The 16016-nt window shown below is 71.6% G+C and carries 11 protein-coding genes; 3 read left to right on the top strand and 8 right to left on the bottom strand.

What is annotated here, in order from left to right; genetic code table 11:
- Window positions 1–33: 33 nt before the first annotated feature.
- The 3 genes from ACFWXQ_RS30040 to ACFWXQ_RS30030 all read right to left on the bottom strand — a co-directional run bounded on the left by ACFWXQ_RS30040 (window position 34) and on the right by ACFWXQ_RS30030 (window position 4361).
- Complete coding sequence (locus tag ACFWXQ_RS30040) at window positions 34–1515, bottom strand: protein kinase (RefSeq protein WP_383944004.1); 1482 nt, start codon at window positions 1513–1515, stop codon at window positions 34–36.
- Between the two features lie 38 nt (window positions 1516–1553).
- Complete coding sequence (locus tag ACFWXQ_RS30035; protein WP_383943977.1) at window positions 1554–2144, bottom strand: hypothetical protein; 591 nt, start codon at window positions 2142–2144, stop codon at window positions 1554–1556.
- Window positions 2145–2297: 153 nt separating this feature from the next.
- Window positions 2298–4361, bottom strand: coding sequence for an N-6 DNA methylase (locus ACFWXQ_RS30030; protein ID WP_383944008.1), 2064 nt, complete (start codon window positions 4359–4361; stop codon window positions 2298–2300).
- A gap of 190 nt (window positions 4362–4551) precedes the next feature.
- Between ACFWXQ_RS30030 and ACFWXQ_RS30025 the strand changes: the two genes are divergently transcribed.
- Both ACFWXQ_RS30025 and ACFWXQ_RS30020 read left to right on the top strand, forming a co-directional pair.
- Window positions 4552–5274 (top strand): hypothetical protein, encoded by a 723-nt coding sequence (locus tag ACFWXQ_RS30025; protein WP_383943980.1) that lies wholly within the window; start codon window positions 4552–4554, stop codon window positions 5272–5274.
- A gap of 177 nt (window positions 5275–5451) precedes the next feature.
- Window positions 5452–6198, top strand: coding sequence for a hypothetical protein (locus ACFWXQ_RS30020; RefSeq protein WP_383943983.1), 747 nt, complete (start codon window positions 5452–5454; stop codon window positions 6196–6198).
- A 188-nt stretch (window positions 6199–6386) separates the two neighbouring features.
- Here the strand turns inward: ACFWXQ_RS30020 and ACFWXQ_RS30015 are convergent, their stop codons facing one another.
- The 3 genes from ACFWXQ_RS30015 to ACFWXQ_RS30005 form a co-directional block, all read right to left on the bottom strand.
- The gene (locus ACFWXQ_RS30015; protein WP_383943986.1) at window positions 6387–7130 is read right to left on the bottom strand and encodes an N-acetyltransferase; all 744 of its coding nucleotides are present in this window, start codon (window positions 7128–7130) and stop codon (window positions 6387–6389) included.
- A gap of 170 nt (window positions 7131–7300) precedes the next feature.
- On the bottom strand, window positions 7301–8041 hold the full coding sequence (locus ACFWXQ_RS30010) for an HNH endonuclease family protein (RefSeq protein ID WP_383943988.1): 741 nt from the start codon (window positions 8039–8041) through the stop codon (window positions 7301–7303).
- 296 nt (window positions 8042–8337) lie between these two features.
- A complete protein-coding gene (locus tag ACFWXQ_RS30005; RefSeq protein WP_383943990.1) occupies window positions 8338–9240 on the bottom strand; it encodes a hypothetical protein in 903 nt (300 codons plus the stop codon).
- Between the two features lie 107 nt (window positions 9241–9347).
- Here ACFWXQ_RS30005 and ACFWXQ_RS30000 point away from each other — a divergent pair, with 107 nt between their 5' ends.
- Window positions 9348–10055, top strand: coding sequence for a TetR/AcrR family transcriptional regulator (locus ACFWXQ_RS30000; protein ID WP_383943993.1), 708 nt, complete (start codon window positions 9348–9350; stop codon window positions 10053–10055).
- Window positions 10056–10093: 38 nt separating this feature from the next.
- Here ACFWXQ_RS30000 and ACFWXQ_RS29995 read toward each other — a convergent pair whose 3' ends face one another.
- Both ACFWXQ_RS29995 and mfd read right to left on the bottom strand, forming a co-directional pair.
- The gene (locus ACFWXQ_RS29995) at window positions 10094–12178 is read right to left on the bottom strand and encodes an NACHT domain-containing protein (protein WP_383943996.1); all 2085 of its coding nucleotides are present in this window, start codon (window positions 12176–12178) and stop codon (window positions 10094–10096) included.
- 36 nt (window positions 12179–12214) lie between these two features.
- Complete coding sequence (mfd, locus tag ACFWXQ_RS29990; protein ID WP_383943999.1) at window positions 12215–15769, bottom strand: transcription-repair coupling factor; 3555 nt, start codon at window positions 15767–15769, stop codon at window positions 12215–12217.
- Window positions 15770–16016 lie beyond the last annotated feature (247 nt).

Raw genomic sequence — 16016 nt, 5'->3', positions numbered from 1 at the left:
CAGTGGCCCCGTCCGGTGGCCGCGTGTATGCGGTCAGCCGCGGACCTGGCCCAGCCACTGGAGGGTTCGGCTGACCTCCGCGACGAGGGGATGGCCGGGGCCCCGCAGCCGTTCGACGTCGTACTGGAGGCGGGCCAGTGTGTCGTGGGCGGCGGCGCGGTCGCCGAGGGCGAGCAGCAGGTGGCCTATGCGGCGGCGGACTTCGAAGGAGAGCTCGGCGTCCTGGGCGACGTACTGGTTCTCGTAGTACGGGAGCAGCGCGCGGTACTCGGCGAGCGCGGCGGCCGGTTCGCCGAGCTGTTCCAGGCACTGGGCTGCCTCGTAACGGAAGCGCAGGGACTGCGGGTCGGCCTGGCCCGCCTCGGCGGCGCGCTCGTCGGCGAGGAGGCGCAGTTCGGGCAGGGCGCGGCGGTACTGGCCGTCGTCCATCAGCGTGGCCGCGTACTGCTTGCGCAGGGTGCGGACGACGGGTGAGTGCTCGCCGTGCTGGGCGGCGGCGGCCGGGAGGATGCCGCCGAGGATGTCGACGGCCTGGGTGATGCGGCCCTCGCCGAGGAGGCGTTTGACCTCGTCGACGGCGCCCGCGACGTCGGGCTTCTCGGCGGCGGGGGTGGCCTGCGGCTGGGCCGCGGGGGTCCGGGCGCGGTCCGGCCAGGGGGCGTGCGGGCGCAGGAAGGGGCGGGTGGGGTCGAGCGGGCCGCCGGACGGGATCCCGCGCGCGGGAAGCAGCGGCAGCAGTTGCTCGTACGTCTCCTGTGCGGAGTCCGGGCGGTGCTGCGGGTCCTTGGAGAGCAGCCGCAGCACCAGGGCCTCCAGCGCTTCCGGGACCTCGGGGCGCAGGCGGCGGACCGGGAGGGGCGGTTCGTAGAGGTGGCGGTGGAGCACGCCGAGGGCGGTGGAGCCCGAGAACGGCACATCCCCGCTGAGGAGTTCGTGCAGCAGCACCCCGAGCGCGTACAGGTCGGTGTACGGGCCGACGGCGCCGCCCATCGCCTGCTCGGGGGCCATGTAGGCGGGCGAGCCGATGGGTGAACCGGTGTGGGTGAGGCGGGTGGTGTCCGTGTCCATGACCGACGCGACGCCGAGGTCGAGGACGGTGACCGTGCCGTCCTGCTTGACCATCACGTTCCGCGGCTTGAGGTCGCGGTGGACGATCGGCACGGCGTGCACCGCGGACAGCACGGCGCACAGCTGGGCGGCGACCGAGACGGCCCACTGCCAGGGGTACGGGTCGTGCTCGGCGAGGTGGTCGGCGAGGTCGGCGCCGTCGACGTACTGCATGACGAGGAACAGCTCCTCGCCCTCGCTGCCCGCGTCATGGACGGTGACCAGGCCGGGGTGGTCGACCTGGGCGGTGACGCGGCACTCACGCACGAAGCGGCGGCGCAGTTCGTCGGCCTCGGCGCCCGCGACCTTGTCGGGGCGCAGCAGCTTGACGGCGACGCGCCGGTCGAGGCGCTGGTCGTACGCCGTCCACACCTGGCCCATGCCGCCCTGTCCGATGAGCGTGGACAGTTCGTAGCGGCCGGTGATCACACGTCCCGACGCCACGGTCACCTGCCGTCCTCGTGCTTGCGGAGATAGTCACTCAGCTCGTCGAGCTCGGCGCGCACCTGGTCGATCCGGGCGGGCGCGGGGCGCTGCGGCGGCGGGGTCGGGGTGCCGGGCTGGGGTATCGGCGTACTCGGGGGCACCGGGGTGTGCGGGCCGGTCGCGGCGGTGTACGGCGACTGCTGCTGCGGGTAGCCGTACACGGGCGCCGGGGGCTGCTGGTGCTGCGCGTAGCCCGCTGTCGCGTAGTTGAGCTGGTGGAAGTGGCGGATGTCCGCCGCGAGGTAGTACGAGATCACGATCACGAGCGAGCCGAAGAGCAGGGCGAGGCCGAGCCAGCCGCCGGCGGTGTGGATCTCCTCGCCGGGCTCGGTGCCGAGCAGGACGAGGCCGAGGATCTCGGCCGCGAGGGTGGCCACGAACAGGCCCCAGTCGAGGGACTTGCGGGTCACGAGTGCCAGGCGCAGCATCATCGTCCAGCCGAGCAGGCCGAAGCTGCACACCGAGATCACCACGAAGAACACGCGCAGGAAGACCAGCAACCCGGTCGAGGGTGGCGGCTTCACCGGCTGCGCCTGGCCGTGGCCTTGCATGGTTGCTCCTGGAGGCCTGATGAGGGCGGACGAAGGTCGGACGGAGGACGAACCTACGAGTTGGAAGTCCGAGCGTATAGGCCGACAAGGACAACTGTTCCCGGGTTGTACCGAACCGTTGTCGTGCTGATCACTCCGTCCGCCCCAACCGTCTCAGCCGGGCTCGACCGTGCCGTCCGTCAGGCCGTCGTACATGCCGCGGACCAGCTGCTCGCCGAGGCGGCCTGCGAGTCGTAGCGCCTCCTCGAACTCGGCGAGCGCCCGGAACCGTTCGCCGTACGTGCGCTGCTGGTCCAGTGGCAGCCGGGGCACCTGGAGGCGGCGGACGTCGAGGCGGGTCGCGGTGGACGCGTAGCTGCTGGCCTGGCGGTTGTTGGCGGTGCCGCGCAGGAAGCCGGCGAGGAACCACGGGTCGATGGCGGCCGGGTCGGGGCGCAGCAGCGCGAGGTTGCGGCCGAGTGCGGCGCCCGCGGTCTCCTCGTCGACCACGCGCGCGATGGCGCCGCCGCCGAGCACGGGGACGACGACGTCTCCGGGCTCGGTGAGGACGGGTTCCTCGTCGCTCTCGGGCAGTGTTCCGGAGGGCGCTGTTCCGGCGAGGACGTCGTGGTCGGTGAGGACGGGCACGCGCGCGTGGCCGCCGTTTCCGCCCGTACGCAGCTGGAGTGCGCCCCCGCGCGCGAGTTCGCCGATCGTGGTGAGCGGCCAGCGGGTGGGCGGGCGCGGGTCGGCGGCGGGCGGGGTGAGTTGGCCGGTGCGGCGCAGGGTCTTGCCGAGGCGGTCGCGTACGTCGGCGAGTTGTTCGGCGCCGCCGCCCGCCGCGGGGGGTGGCAGATGGCGGGCCGGGGCCAGGTCCACGTCGTCGTCGAGGAGTTCGATGACCGGCACCGAGCGGCTGAGTCCCGGCTGTTCGGGCGCGGTGCCGGTGCGGTCGAAGGGGCGCCAGGCGTCGAGGACCGCGGTGCGCACGGCCTGCCAGTCGAGGCCGCCGCGGCCGTCGGCCGTGAACACACCGGTGTCGGCGAGCAGCACCTCGGGCTGTGCGGGATGCGCCGTGAGGGCGGGCCTGCGCAGCACCCACAGGTGCAGCGGGAGGTTGTACGGGGGTGCCGCGCCCGGCGGCAGGGCGATCACCGCACGCAGGGCGCCGCGGCGCAGCAGGTCGGCGCGGATGCGGCGGCCGGAGCGGCGGGAGGCGGCGGCCGGGGGCATCAGGAGGACGGCGATGCCGCCTTCCTTGAGGCGGGCCAACGCGTGCTGGACCCAGGCCAGTTCGGACTCGGTCCGGGCCGGGAAGCCGTACTCCCAGCGGGGGTCGTAGGCGAGTTCGTCGTGGCCCCAGTTGCGCTCGTTGAAGGGCGGATGGCACAGGACCGCATCGGCCGTGAGGCTGCCGTACGCGTCGTCGCGGAGGCTGTCGGCGGCGGCGGTGCGCACGGTCGTCACGGTGGCCTCCGCGTGGAGGGCGAGGCGCAGTGCGGTGAGGGCGGCCAGTTCGGGGGCGCTGTCCTGGCCGTACAGATGCTGGTCCTCGATGCCCGACGGGCCCTGCGCGGCGGCCACCGCGCGCAGCAGGGCGCCGGTGCCGCACGCCGGGTCGAGGACGGTCCTGGCGGGCCCCGCGAGGTCGGTCATCAGGGCGGCCAGGCCGGTCGGTGTGAGCGTGTACTGGCGCGGGTTGGCGTCGAGGTGCCTGCCGAGCAGGAACTCGTACGCCTTCCGGGTGCCCAGTTCGGCCGCGAGGTCGGCTGCGCCGCGCAACAGGGGGGCGGACGGGAGCAGATGGGCGGCGGTCGGCGTGGCGACGGCCCGTTTGCGGACCAGGCCGAAGCGCGGGGTGAGGACCTGGTCGAGAGGTGCGGGCAGCAGTTCGGCGAGGCGCGCGTCGGAGCCGGCGCTCAGCTCCAGCCAGACCGTGGGGCGGTCGTTGACGAGCAGGAGCGCGCAGCCGACGTGGACGAGGGCGGTGACCGGGCCCTCCGGGTGGCCGGCGAGCTGCTGCCATACGCGCTCGCGCAGGGGCACCTCGGCGAGCTTGCCCTGGGTGCGCAGCCAGGTCTCGACCTCGGTGAGCGCGAAGGAGGGGCTGGTCTCGGTGCCGCCGACGGGTTTGGGGAAGTCGGCGTGGCGGCGGCGCCAGTTGCTGACGGCGGCCCGGCCGACTCCGGCGAGTCTGGCGATTCCCGCCGCAGTGACCTCTGTCCCGTTCTCCTGCACCCGTCGGCTCCCCTCGTCCTGGTGTGTGGCGTCGAGCATACCGACGCACGTGACAACGACCCATTCACGGCCGTGTACTTACACTTCTACGTGAATCATGTTGACTCGGTTCACAGGCTCTGCTGTGATTGACCCATCGGATGAACGGCCGTCGAAGCGGCGGCCGTCATCTCTGGGGGAGGGGACTGTCATGGGCGCCAAGGGAAAGATCGCGCTGGGGGTTGTCGTGAGCGTCGTCGTCATCGGCGCGGTGTCGGCGAACGCGGGCGACGACGGGGACAGCGGTTCCGGCGGCAAGGCCAAGGACTCCGCGGCCTCCGCGGAGCGCGAGTCCGGCACGAAGTCCGACACCAGGTCCGGCACCAAGGCGGACGCGGGCTCGAAGAAGGACGCCAAGGCGGACAAGGCCGAGAAGGTGGCGTTCCAGGGCGACGGCGACTTCGAGGTCGGCACCGACGTCAAGCCCGGCACCTACCGGACCACGGGGAACACGGGCGGCCTCTGCTACTGGGAGCGCGCCAAGGACGCCTCGGGCGAGATGGACTCGATCCTCGCCAACGACAACGTCAGCGGCACCAGCTACGTGACGATCCCGGCCGGCGACAAGCTCTTCAAGTCGAGCGGCTGCAAGGACTGGGAGACCGTCGACGCGAAGGCCACCGGCACACCGGCCGCGCCGGTCAAGGGCGACGGCGGCATGCACAGAGTCGGCGTCGACATCGCTCCCGGCACCTACAGGTCCACCGGCAACACCGACGACCTCTGCTACTGGGAGCGCACCAAGGACGCCTCGCACTCCATGGAGTCGATCCTCGCGAACAACAACGTGTCCGGCACGGGCGTCGTGACCGTCGCCGCCGGCGACGCGTACTTCAAGACCACGGGCTGCAAGGACTGGAAGAAGACCGGCTGACACAGCCGCGCGCCGCCGTCCCTGCCACCCGCCCCACACCAGCCGCATCCGCGCCCGCGCGCGCCGTCTCTCTACCGCTCTGCGCGCCCACGCGCCTTCGCGCCCTCCTCTCTTCTTCTCTCTCCTCCTCTCTTCTTCTCTCTTCTTCTCTCCACCTCGACACTTCAAGGAACTGTCATGCGTCGCACCGCACTTGCCGCTCTCTGCCTCGCCGCCACGGCCGCCGCCTCGCTCACCGGCTGCCTGCCCGGGGAGGAGAAGGCGGACAGCAAGCCGAAGGGCCCGTTCGCCGGGCAGACCGGCGGCGAGATAGCCGACCGGGCCGTGAAGGCCACCTCGAACGCCTCGTCGCTGCGTATGAAGGGCGACATCAAGGACGACGACGGCAGCCGCGTCGGCCTGGACATGGCCCTCGACAGAAAGGGCGAGTGCGCGGGCACGATGAGCGCGAACGGCCAGGGCAAGGCCGACCTCGTCAAGACCGGCGACACCCTCTACATGAAGTACGACGAGAAGTTCCTGCGCGCCCAGAGCGACGGCGCGTCCAAGGAGGAGACCGACGGAGTGGTGGCCATGCTGGCCGGCAAGTGGACCAAGATGTCCGCGACCGGTTCGGACGCCAAGGACATCGCGAGCTTCTGCGACCTCGACACCGTGCTCGCGGACTTCAAGGACGTCAACTCCGACGCCACGCGCGGCAAGACGACCACGGTCGACGGCACCCCGGCGATCGTCCTGCACGAGAAGGACGGCAAGGACACCTACACGCTGTACGTCGCCACCGAGGGCAAGCCCTACCTGCTGAGGGTCGTCAGCAAGTCCGCCGAGGACCCGGGCACGGTCACCTTCGGCGACTTCGACACCCCGGTCCCGGCCGAGAAGCCCGCGGGCAAGGTCATGGACCTGGACGAGATGGGCGGCTGACGGAACGCCGCCCGGGCCGGCCGAAGCCGGTGTGGGGCGGAGGGAAGCCGATGGGGCGCGCCTTCCGGGGCGCGCCCATCGGGCGTGCCCCCTCTGAAGGCTCGCGTTTCGTCGGGCCCGCAGGAAATCCCGGCGCACCGGCGCACGTCAACCGGACACACCGGATGCGCCGGATCACCGCACGCGCCTCAAAGAGCGTGCCGTACCCACACGTTGGGCTCGACGTACACCGCGTATCCGCGGCGCGGCTCGCAGTGCACCGGCACCAGTGCGCCGGGCACCTCGACCTGGCCCTCCTCGTCGAAGGGCAGCCCCGTCCACGCCCGCCACTCGTCGAGCGACGCCGCCACGGTCATCGACGCCGGCGCCACCGCCTCGATGCGCGCGCCCGCCCGGACGTGGACCCGCAGCCACGGGTCGTGCGGCAACCCGTCGCCACGCGTCCGGAACGCGTACTCCGCCATCTCCGTACGCGGCTCCAGATGCTTCGCGCTCGGGCGCACCGGGGCGACGACCTCGTCGAAGCCCCGGGCCCGGGCGTTGACACGCATCGCGGAGAGCATGCGGGCCGACAGGCCGGTGCCCTGGGCGTGCGGGGCGACGACGACCGAGATCGCGCTCACCGTGTCCGGGGTGATGCCGTGGCGCCGGTCGGAGAACGCCCACACCAGCACCTCGTCCCAGCCCCGCGCCGGCAGCTCGCCCCGATCCTCGTCCGCGAGGGCGAACGGCACGCTGTAGGCGTGCGCGACCACCTCTCCGCGCTCGTCCTCGGCGAACAGCACGTACTCCGGCAGCTCGGTGGCGATGCGGCCGTAGTGCGCGTTGCCGACGGGGTCGTTGCGCAGGAACTCGGGCCAGGTGTCCGCCATGCCCGTCACCTGGTCGTACATCTCGGGCCGCTCGGCGAGGCTCGACACCTTCAGCTCCATGCGGGACACGGTAGGCGTCGACTCGGGCGGTGCGGAACGGAATTACCTGCGCGGACCCGACCCCACGACTCGCGCCACCCACTCGGCCCGCTCACCCCACTCACCCGGCTCACCCGGCTCGGCCAACTCAGCCGCTCACCCCAGTCAGCCCGCTGTCCCGCTCGGCCCACTCACCCCGCGTGGAACCGCTTCGGTGCCTGTGTCGAGGTCCCCCCGGAGGGGAGCTTCTGCCCTGGGCAGCCGGACAGGACCCGCTTCATGGCGTCCCGCTCGGCGGCGGTGACCCACAGCTCGTACTTCTTCTTCACGGCCACCTGCCGGGCCACATACGTGCAGCGGTACGCCTTGTGGGGCGGGAGCCAGGTCGCCGTGTCCCCGTCGCCCTTGCTGCGGTTGCGGCCGGCGTCGACGGCGAGGAGGTTCAGCGGGTCGTTGGCCAGCGCTATCCGCTTGCTCGCGTCCCACTTCTGGGCGCCCTTCTGCCAGGCGTCCGACAGCGCGACGAGATGGTCTATGTCGACCTCGCTGCGGCCGCCTCGTACGAAGGTGACGTCCTTGTCGGTGTACGGGTCGGGGTCGAGTGTCCCGGAGCTCACCTGACAGTCGCCGTCGCTGAACTTCACCTCCTTCAGGTCCCGTTTGAGGATGTCGTCGCGGGTGTCGCAGCCGTTCGTGTCCGTGTCGGCCCACGGGCTGCCGAACTTGTCCCGGTCGTATCCCGTCTTGGGCGCCCGCCCCTTGACGGTCAGTCCGTCGACGGCGGTGAGGGCGGCTCCGCCGGTGCCCGTGCCCCCGCCCGCCGTGCCCGCCGCCGTCTCCTCGGGGCCGGCCGAACCCGTTGTCTCCACGGTGCAGCCGGTCGCGGCGAGCAGCAGCACCGCGGCTCCGGCGACCCTGGTCCAGAGCGTCACGGCGCTCCCTCCCCTTGCTTGCCCCTGTCCGCCCCGAACGGGCGGTTTCCCTGGGCCTCACCGTACTGGCGAACGGGCTGCGCAATAACAGGCCGCGAACGGACTTCACCGGACTTCAACGGGCAAGTGGTGCACGACCGGCGTGACACCGGTGGTGACCGGCAGTCGGGCGTCCCCCACAGGCGGCTGCAGACGGCTGCAGGCGGCTGCAGCGCCGACCCCGCCACCGAGCTCCTCACGCCCCCTCACACTTCGTGATGCTCACACCTTCCCGATGCTCACACCTTCCGGATGCCTCACACCTTCCCGATCCCCAGCGTCGTCTCCGAGGGCAGCAGCCCCGACCCGAGGACCGCGACCCAGAACTCCCCCAGCAGATCGGCGAGTCGACCGGTGTCGTCCGGACCCAGCGCCCGCCAGGGTGCGGCGGCCAGCTCGTCGGTGTGCCGCTCCACCTCCTGGCGGAGGGCGCGGCCGGCGTCCGTCGCGGTGCCGTCCTCGCTCAACAGCCCCCGTGCCACGAGCCGTTCACGCGCGGCGGCCCACTCCTCCGCACTCCACCCCCGGCTCTCGAACCGCTCCACGGGCGCGGCGCCTATCGCCGCGAACGACACGAGCGACTCGACGGGGTCGAGGCCCGCGACGAGCAGCGCGGCCAGGTGTCCGTCGCCTCGGTGCTCGCGCAGGATCGTCGCCGCGTGCCACAACTGCTGATGCGGGGCTTCCGGCCAGGGCAACTCGGCGTTGGCGGCGGCCAAGGGGCGGCCGGCAGTGATGACCGACTCCGCCGCTCGGCGGGCGAGCGCGGCGGCTTCGGCAAGCTCGGGACTGTCGACGCGGTCGCCGAATATCGCGCGATACGCCCGGTCGATGCCCCGCTCCCTGGCCTCCAGCACCTTCCCGGGACCGGCGGTCCGCCACGCACGATCCATGTGCTCGGCGACCATGCGAGGGCTGAAGCTGTAGAAAGCGGAGGCGACACGCTCGCTCCCGACGGCGCCCAACGGGGCGGCACGCAAAGGGAAGTAGCTCGGCCAGCGGTCCGCGACGTCGAAGCCGAGCGCGGCCGCCTCCTCGAAGACCTCCGGCGCGTAATAGAGCACGGCATGCAGAGGCTCGATCAGATGCCACATCTGCCGCACCCTGCCGAGCTCGACCCCACCGCCGCCCAGCACCGCCTCGCCCGCATCCACAGACATGACGAACCCCCTTCGACCGTTCCCGACCGCCCGACAACTTGACATTGTCTAGATTGCATGACCGCACCAAACTTGTCAATGCCTAGATTGGGCGTACGCTTCAGACCATGCCGAAGAGCACCCACACGCCGTCCACCGGGCCGACCGGGTCCACCGGGCTCACCGGATCCCCCGAATCCCCCGGACTCACCGAGCCCTCCAGCCCGTCCGAACCGCCCGAGCCGCCCGAACCCTCAGCCGCCAAGTCCGGCGGACGCCGCGCCTACCACCACGGAGACCTGCGCCGCGCGATCGTGACGGCCGCGCTCGACGTCATCTCCGCCGAGGGCCCCTCCGCGCTGAGCCTGCGGGACCTGGCCCGTCGCGCGGGCGTGTCGCACGCGGCGCCGGCCCACCACTTCAAGGACCGCACGGGGCTGCTGACGGCGATCGCGGCGGAGGGCTACGGACTGCTGGCGGCCACGCTCGCGGAGGCCGCGGATCTCAAGGACGCGGGCGTGCGCTACGTCCGCTTCGCCCGCGAGCACCCGGCCCACTTCCAGGTGATGTTCACGCCGGAGCTGCTGCGCGGGAACGACCTGGAGCTGACGACCGCCCGTGCCCTCGCGGGCGAGCGCCTGCGCGACGCCGTCTCCGCCGTCCCGCCCGAGGGCCGCGGCACCGACGCCCGCCTCGCCGGCGTGGCCGCCTGGTCCCTGGCCCACGGCTTCGCCACACTGCTGCTCAGCCACAACCTGGACGGACCGGTGGGCGACCAGGACCCGGAGGAAGTGTTCCGCCTCCTGAGCGGCCTGCTGTTCCAGGACAGTTCCTGATCCGCACCTTCAGGAGAGCACCTCAGGGGGCGTGAGACTCAGGAGACGGAAGGATCCGGACTCACCGGCTCCGGATGCCGGACGAGCCATTCCTGGAACTCACGGTGACGGAACTGGTAGGCGACGCCCGACGTCCGCATCAGGCCCGCCGAGACGCACCACTCAAGGAAGCGGACCAGGCGGAAGGGCAACCGCGGGCGGTGCAGCAGGACAGAACAGGCGTGCTCGGCCCACTCATGCAGCAGGAACAGACCGAGGAAGACCATGAGGGCCAGCGCCCCCAGGATCCCGCGGCTCTGGCCACCAACCGTGAGGGCCAGGAACAGCAGCACTCCCGTCGCCACGGCATAGCCTCCCGCGCGCGACCATCCCGAAGGCCCGATGACAGCGGCGTCGAGGCACCCCGCCACCATGTCGGCCAGCAGAAAACCGAGAAAGGGCAGCAATGGCAAGACCTGGGGCAGGCCCCCCAGAGTCCCGTGCAGCGCGGGAAAGGACGCGGCGACCGGAGTCGACACCATGAGGACGATCAACCCGGCCGGGAACCAGCCCCACTTGTCCCGGAACGCCAAAATGGCCGCGACCCGCCACAGCGCACTCCCGAGCGCCGGCATGCGCCAGTTCTGCGATGATCGCCACGGCCCGGCGCGTAGCGTCCTGCGCACTCCCGCAACGGTCATCACCGTGAACCAGCAAGCAACGGCGGCCCCTGACCAGACGCTCGTCTCTTGTCGCACGAACACCGCGGCGCCCGCACATCCGCACACCAGGTACAGCACCCGCAGGATCCGCTTCGCCCGCTCCACTCCGAGTGCGCCACGAAGCCACCTGATCACCACTTCCGTCTCCGCCGCCCCCGGGGAGGAACCCACCGGGGAGGGCTGCGTCGAGGGCGGCACCACCGGGGAAGCACTCGTTGAGACCATGCAGGAGGCCAGCGCGGACAGCCACCGGTGGACGTCCTCCTCCCGGTGCCGCCCCGGCGCCTTCGTCGTGCTGCTGACCGCGGCGCCGATGAAACGGCCCAGCAAGAGGTCCGCCATCTCCTCCTCGGTCTCCGGCACCAGCAACTCACCCGGTTCGCCGGTGCGTTCATAGACGGCCGCCGCCAAGGTCAACCGCCAGGGCGTCGACAGCGATCGCGCGAGCACGCCTGCCGGACAGCACTCGATCCGGTCGAGCACGCCCTGCCACAGGGCAGGGCGCCTGGCGGCGCCGCGTCGTCCCAGGAAGGCGAGAATCTGCCCGGCCGTGAGCGAGGCGATCTCGATACGGGCGGCATCGATCATGTGGCTGCCGTCGGCCTCCAGGACGTCGTACTGCCGGGTGCGGCACGTAAGGACCAGGGGTGCGGGGTCCGTGCCGTGCTGATACAGGTCCAGCGCCTTGAGCGCCTTTCTCGCCCGCGACCGTTCGACAGGGACCCCGGCGTCGTCCATCTCGTCCAGACCGTCGAGCACCGGCAGAATCTTGTGTGCCTCCATGAGAGTGCGGGCCGTCTCCGCGGGCAGCCCGAAGTCGTGCTCCAGATGCCGCACGACCCAGTCGGTGAAGCGCTCCTCCCAGTCCCAGTCGGCAAGGGGGAGCAGCACAGGTACCGGATCGTCGTCGGAGCGCACGGCGATCAGTCCCATCGCCAGCTTTCTCGCCAGGACCGTCTTACCGCCTCCCGGCTCGCCCGTGATGACCAGCCGGCGGGGGCAGATCTCCCTGAAGTCCTCCACCACCCGGGCCAGCCGCCCCGTCGGCCCCGCGGGCAGTGTCGCGGCTCGCGCGGTGGCATAGGGGCGGAAGGTGAACGTGACGTCGATGGCTTCCAGATCGCCGCCGAGAGCGCGGGCCCATTGCTGCTCGCCGACCACCCGGACCGTGCGTGCCAGTTGGGCCATGACGGCCGCCTGCTCGCCGTTCCCTTCACCCGGCCGCCGCCAGAGCGCCGCCCCTGTCGCGATCACGCCGAGGACGGCGGTCGCCATCGCGATCAGGTCCGTGCGCTCGGACAACTCCAGGGAGCCGTCACCGGCGGCGAGCGCCCACAGCAGCGTCCCGGACACGAGTACGGGACCGCCCAGTCTCAGCGTCCACGACCGCAGGGCAAAGCGCCCGTTTCCCCCGTCTGCCATGCGGCCATCCTGCCGAACCCCAGAGGGACTTGGGTGTCAGGACCCCAGAATCGAAGCCAGGAACTCCCCCGTCCACCCCAGCAACTCCCGCCCGACCAGCGGCTTGCCGCCCACCTTTGCTGTCTTTGGGCGGGGGACCAGCAGCTGGTGGGCGGCCGGCTTGATGACGGTTCCCGGGTACAGCCGCTTGAGGCGCAGTTCCTGGGATTCCCTCAACTCCGCCGGTGCGAAGCGGATGTTGTTGCCCTGGAGGACGATCTCGCCGACACCGCACGCGCGGGCGAGCATCCGCAGACCGGCCACCAGCAGCAGGTTCTCCACCGGCTCGGGCAACTTGCCGTAGCGGTCGACGAGTTCCTCGCGTACCGCCTTCACGTCCTCCTCGGAGTTGACCGAAGCGATCGAGCGGTACGCCTGGAGGCGCAGCCGCTCGCCCGGGGCGTAGTCGTGCGGGACGTGCGCGTCGACCGGGAGCTCGATCTTGACCTCCAGGGCCGGCTCCTCCACGACGCCGCCCTCCAGAGAGGCGCGGTAGTCCGCGACCGCCTCGCCGACCATGCGTACGTACAGGTCGAAGCCGACGCCCGCGATGTGACCCGACTGCTCGCCGCCGAGCAGGTTGCCCGCGCCGCGGATCTCCAGGTCCTTCATCGCCACGTACATGCCCGCGCCCATCTCCGTGTGCTGGGCGATGGTCGCGAGACGCTCATGGGCCGTCTCCGTCAAGGGCTTCTCCGGGGGGTACAGGAAGTACGCGTAGCCCCGCTCGCGGCCTCGGCCCACCCGGCCGCGCAGCTGGTGCAGTTGGGAGAGGCCGAAGTTGTCGCCGCGCTCCACGATCAGGGTGTTCGCGTTCGAGATGTCGATGCCCGACTCGACGATCGTCGTGGAGACGAGGACGTCGAACTTCTTCTCCCAGAAGTCGACGACGACCTGTTCCAGGGACTGCTCGGACATCTGGCCGTGGGCGGTCGCGATGCGCGCCTCCGGGATGATCTCGCGCAGTCGCGCCGCCGCCCGGTCGATGGACTCGACGCGGTTGTGGATGTAGAAGACCTGGCCCTCGCGCAGCAGTTCACGGCGGACGGCCGCGCCGATCTGCTTCTCCTCGTACGGGCCGACGAAGGTCAGGACCGGGTGGCGCTCCTCCGGGGGTGTCGTGATCGTCGACATCTCCCTGATGCCCGTCACCGCCATCTCCAGGGTGCGCGGGATCGGGGTCGCGGACATCGTCAGTACATCCACGTTCGCGCGCAGCTTCTTCAGCTGCTCCTTGTGCTCGACGCCGAACCGCTGCTCCTCGTCGACGATGACGAGCCCCAGGTCCTTGAACTTCGTCTCCGCGGAGAAGAGCCGGTGCGTGCCGATCACGACGTCCACCGAGCCCTCGCGCAGGCCCTCCAGGGTCGCCTTCGCCTCCGTGTCCGTCTGGAAGCGGCTCAACGCCCGTACGTTCACGGGGAACTGTGAGTAGCGCTCGGAGAACGTGCCGAAGTGCTGCTGCACCAGCAGGGTGGTGGGGACGAGGACGGCGACCTGCTTGCCGTCCTGGACCGCCTTGAAGGCCGCGCGGACCGCGATCTCCGTCTTGCCGTAGCCCACGTCGCCGCAGACCAGGCGGTCCATGGGGACCGTCTTCTCCATGTCCTCCTTGACCTCGGCGATGGTGGTGAGCTGGTCGGGCGTCTCGACGTACGGGAAGGCGTCCTCCAGCTCGCGCTGCCACGGCGTGTCGCCGCCGAAGGCGTGCCCGGGGGCCGCCATCCGGGCGGAGTACAGCTTGATGAGGTCCGCGGCGATCTCCTTGACCGCCTTCTTCGCGCGCGCCTTGGTCTTCGTCCAGTCGGCGCCGCCGAGCCGGTGGAGGGTCGGGGCCTCGCCGCCCACGTACTTGGTGATCTGTTCCAGCTGGTCGGTGGGGATGTAGAGGCGGTCGCCGGGCTGGCCGCGCTTGGCCGGCGCGTACTCCACGACGAGGTACTCGCGGGTCGCGCCCTGGACCGTCCGCTGGACCATCTCGATGTAGCGGCCGACGCCGTGCTGCTCGTGGACGATGTAGTCGCCGGCTTCGAGCGTGAGCGGATCGATGGTCTTGCGGCGGCGGGCCGGCATCCGGGCGCCGTCCTTGCCGGCGGCCTTCTGGCCGGAGATGTCGGTCTCCGTGAGCACGGCGAGCTTCAGCGCCGGGTCGACGAATCCGTAGTCGATGGACCCGCAGGCCACCTGGACGATGGAGGGGACTAGCGCGGCCAGGTCCGACTCCAGGCGGGCCGCGATGCCCTCGCTGCCGAGCACCTCGGCCGTACGGGCCGCCGGGCCGTGGGCCTCGGTGACGAACACCGTGCGCCAGCCGTCCGCGAGCCACCCCTTGGTGTCGGCGAGGGCCTTCGCGGTGTCGCCGCGGTACGTCTCGGGCGCGTGCATCCCGAGCTTCAGAGTGTCCGCGTCCCCCGCCGCGCCACCGGCGTCCGTGAACGTCTCGTCGGCGGCGAACGGCGACACCGACCACCACATCATGTCCAGCTCGCGGGCCCGGTCCCGTACGTCCGCGATGCCCCACAGGGACGCCGCGTCGACGTCGATCGGGGCCTCGCCGCCGCCCGCCGTGGCCGCCCAGGACGCCTGGAGGAACTCCTGCGAGGTCGCCACCAGGTCCGAGGCGCGTGTACGCACCCGCTCCGGGTCGCAGACGACGGCCATGGAGCCCTTGGGCAGGACGTCGATGAGCAGTTCCATGTCGTCGACGAGGACGGGCGCGAGGGACTCCATGCCCTCGACCGCGATGCCCTCGGCGATCTTGCCCAGCAGTTCGCCCAGCTCGGGGTGGGCCTCGGCCAGCCGGGCCGCCCTCTCCCGTACGTCGTCCGTGAGCAGCAGCTCTCGGCAGGGCGGCGCCCACAGCCCGTGGGCGGCGACCTCCAGGGACCGCTGGTCGGCGACCTTGAAGTAGCGGATCTCCTCGACGTCGTCGCCCCAGAACTCCACGCGCAGCGGGTGCTCCTCGGTGGGCGGGAAGACGTCCAGGATCCCGCCGCGTACGGCGAACTCGCCGCGCTTCTCGACCAGCTCGACCCGGGCGTACGCCGCTGCCGACAGGGCCGCCACGACGTCACCGAGGTCGGCGGTCTGACCGGTCCGCAGCGCCACCGGCTCCAGGTCGCCCAGGCCCTTGACCTGCGGCTGGAGGACCGAGCGGACGGGTGCGACCACGACGGAGACCGGGCCGGTCTCCGGGTCGTCGGGACGCGGGTGCGCGAGCCGGCGGAGGACGGCGAGCCTGCGTCCCACGGTGTCGCTGCGCGGGGACAGGCGCTCGTGGGGCAGCGTCTCCCAGGACGGGTACTCCACGACTCCGTCGGCCGGCAGCAGCGACCGCAGTGCCGCCGCCAGGTCCTCGGCCTCGCGGCCCGTGGCCGTCACGGCCAGCACCGTGCGGCCCGCCTCGCGGGCCAGCGCCGCCACGGCGAACGGGCGGGCCGCGGGCGGGCCCACCAGGTCGACGTGCATACGGTTGCCGTCGCCGGCGGCCTTCACCGCTTCGGTGAGTGCGGCGTCCTTGACGACGGCGTCGAGCAGACCGTGCAGGCTCATGAAGAGGCTTCCATCCGAGGATCCGAGGGTGTGGGTGACGTGGGTGGGCAACGCGAACCGCCCGACACGTCTGACGGGCCGGGGGTGTCCAGGGTACGACGCCGTGCTCCCCCACGCCCGCCCCTGTGGACACCGGCACCTCTTCGCCCCCGCCGCCCCTACCCATTCCCGTCCCTTGCTCAGGGGCTTCGCCCCCGAACCCCCAAAAGACTGCGCAGTTCCCCGCGCCCCTGGGTGTACCCAGGGG

The sequence above is a fragment of the Streptomyces sp. NPDC058697 genome, assembly GCF_042715345.1.
In the GTDB taxonomy this organism is placed as follows: Bacteria; Actinomycetota; Actinomycetes; order Streptomycetales; family Streptomycetaceae; genus Streptomyces; species Streptomyces liliifuscus.
Note: the sequence above shows the minus strand (reverse complement) of the source record. Positions and strands in the feature narration are given on the sequence as shown.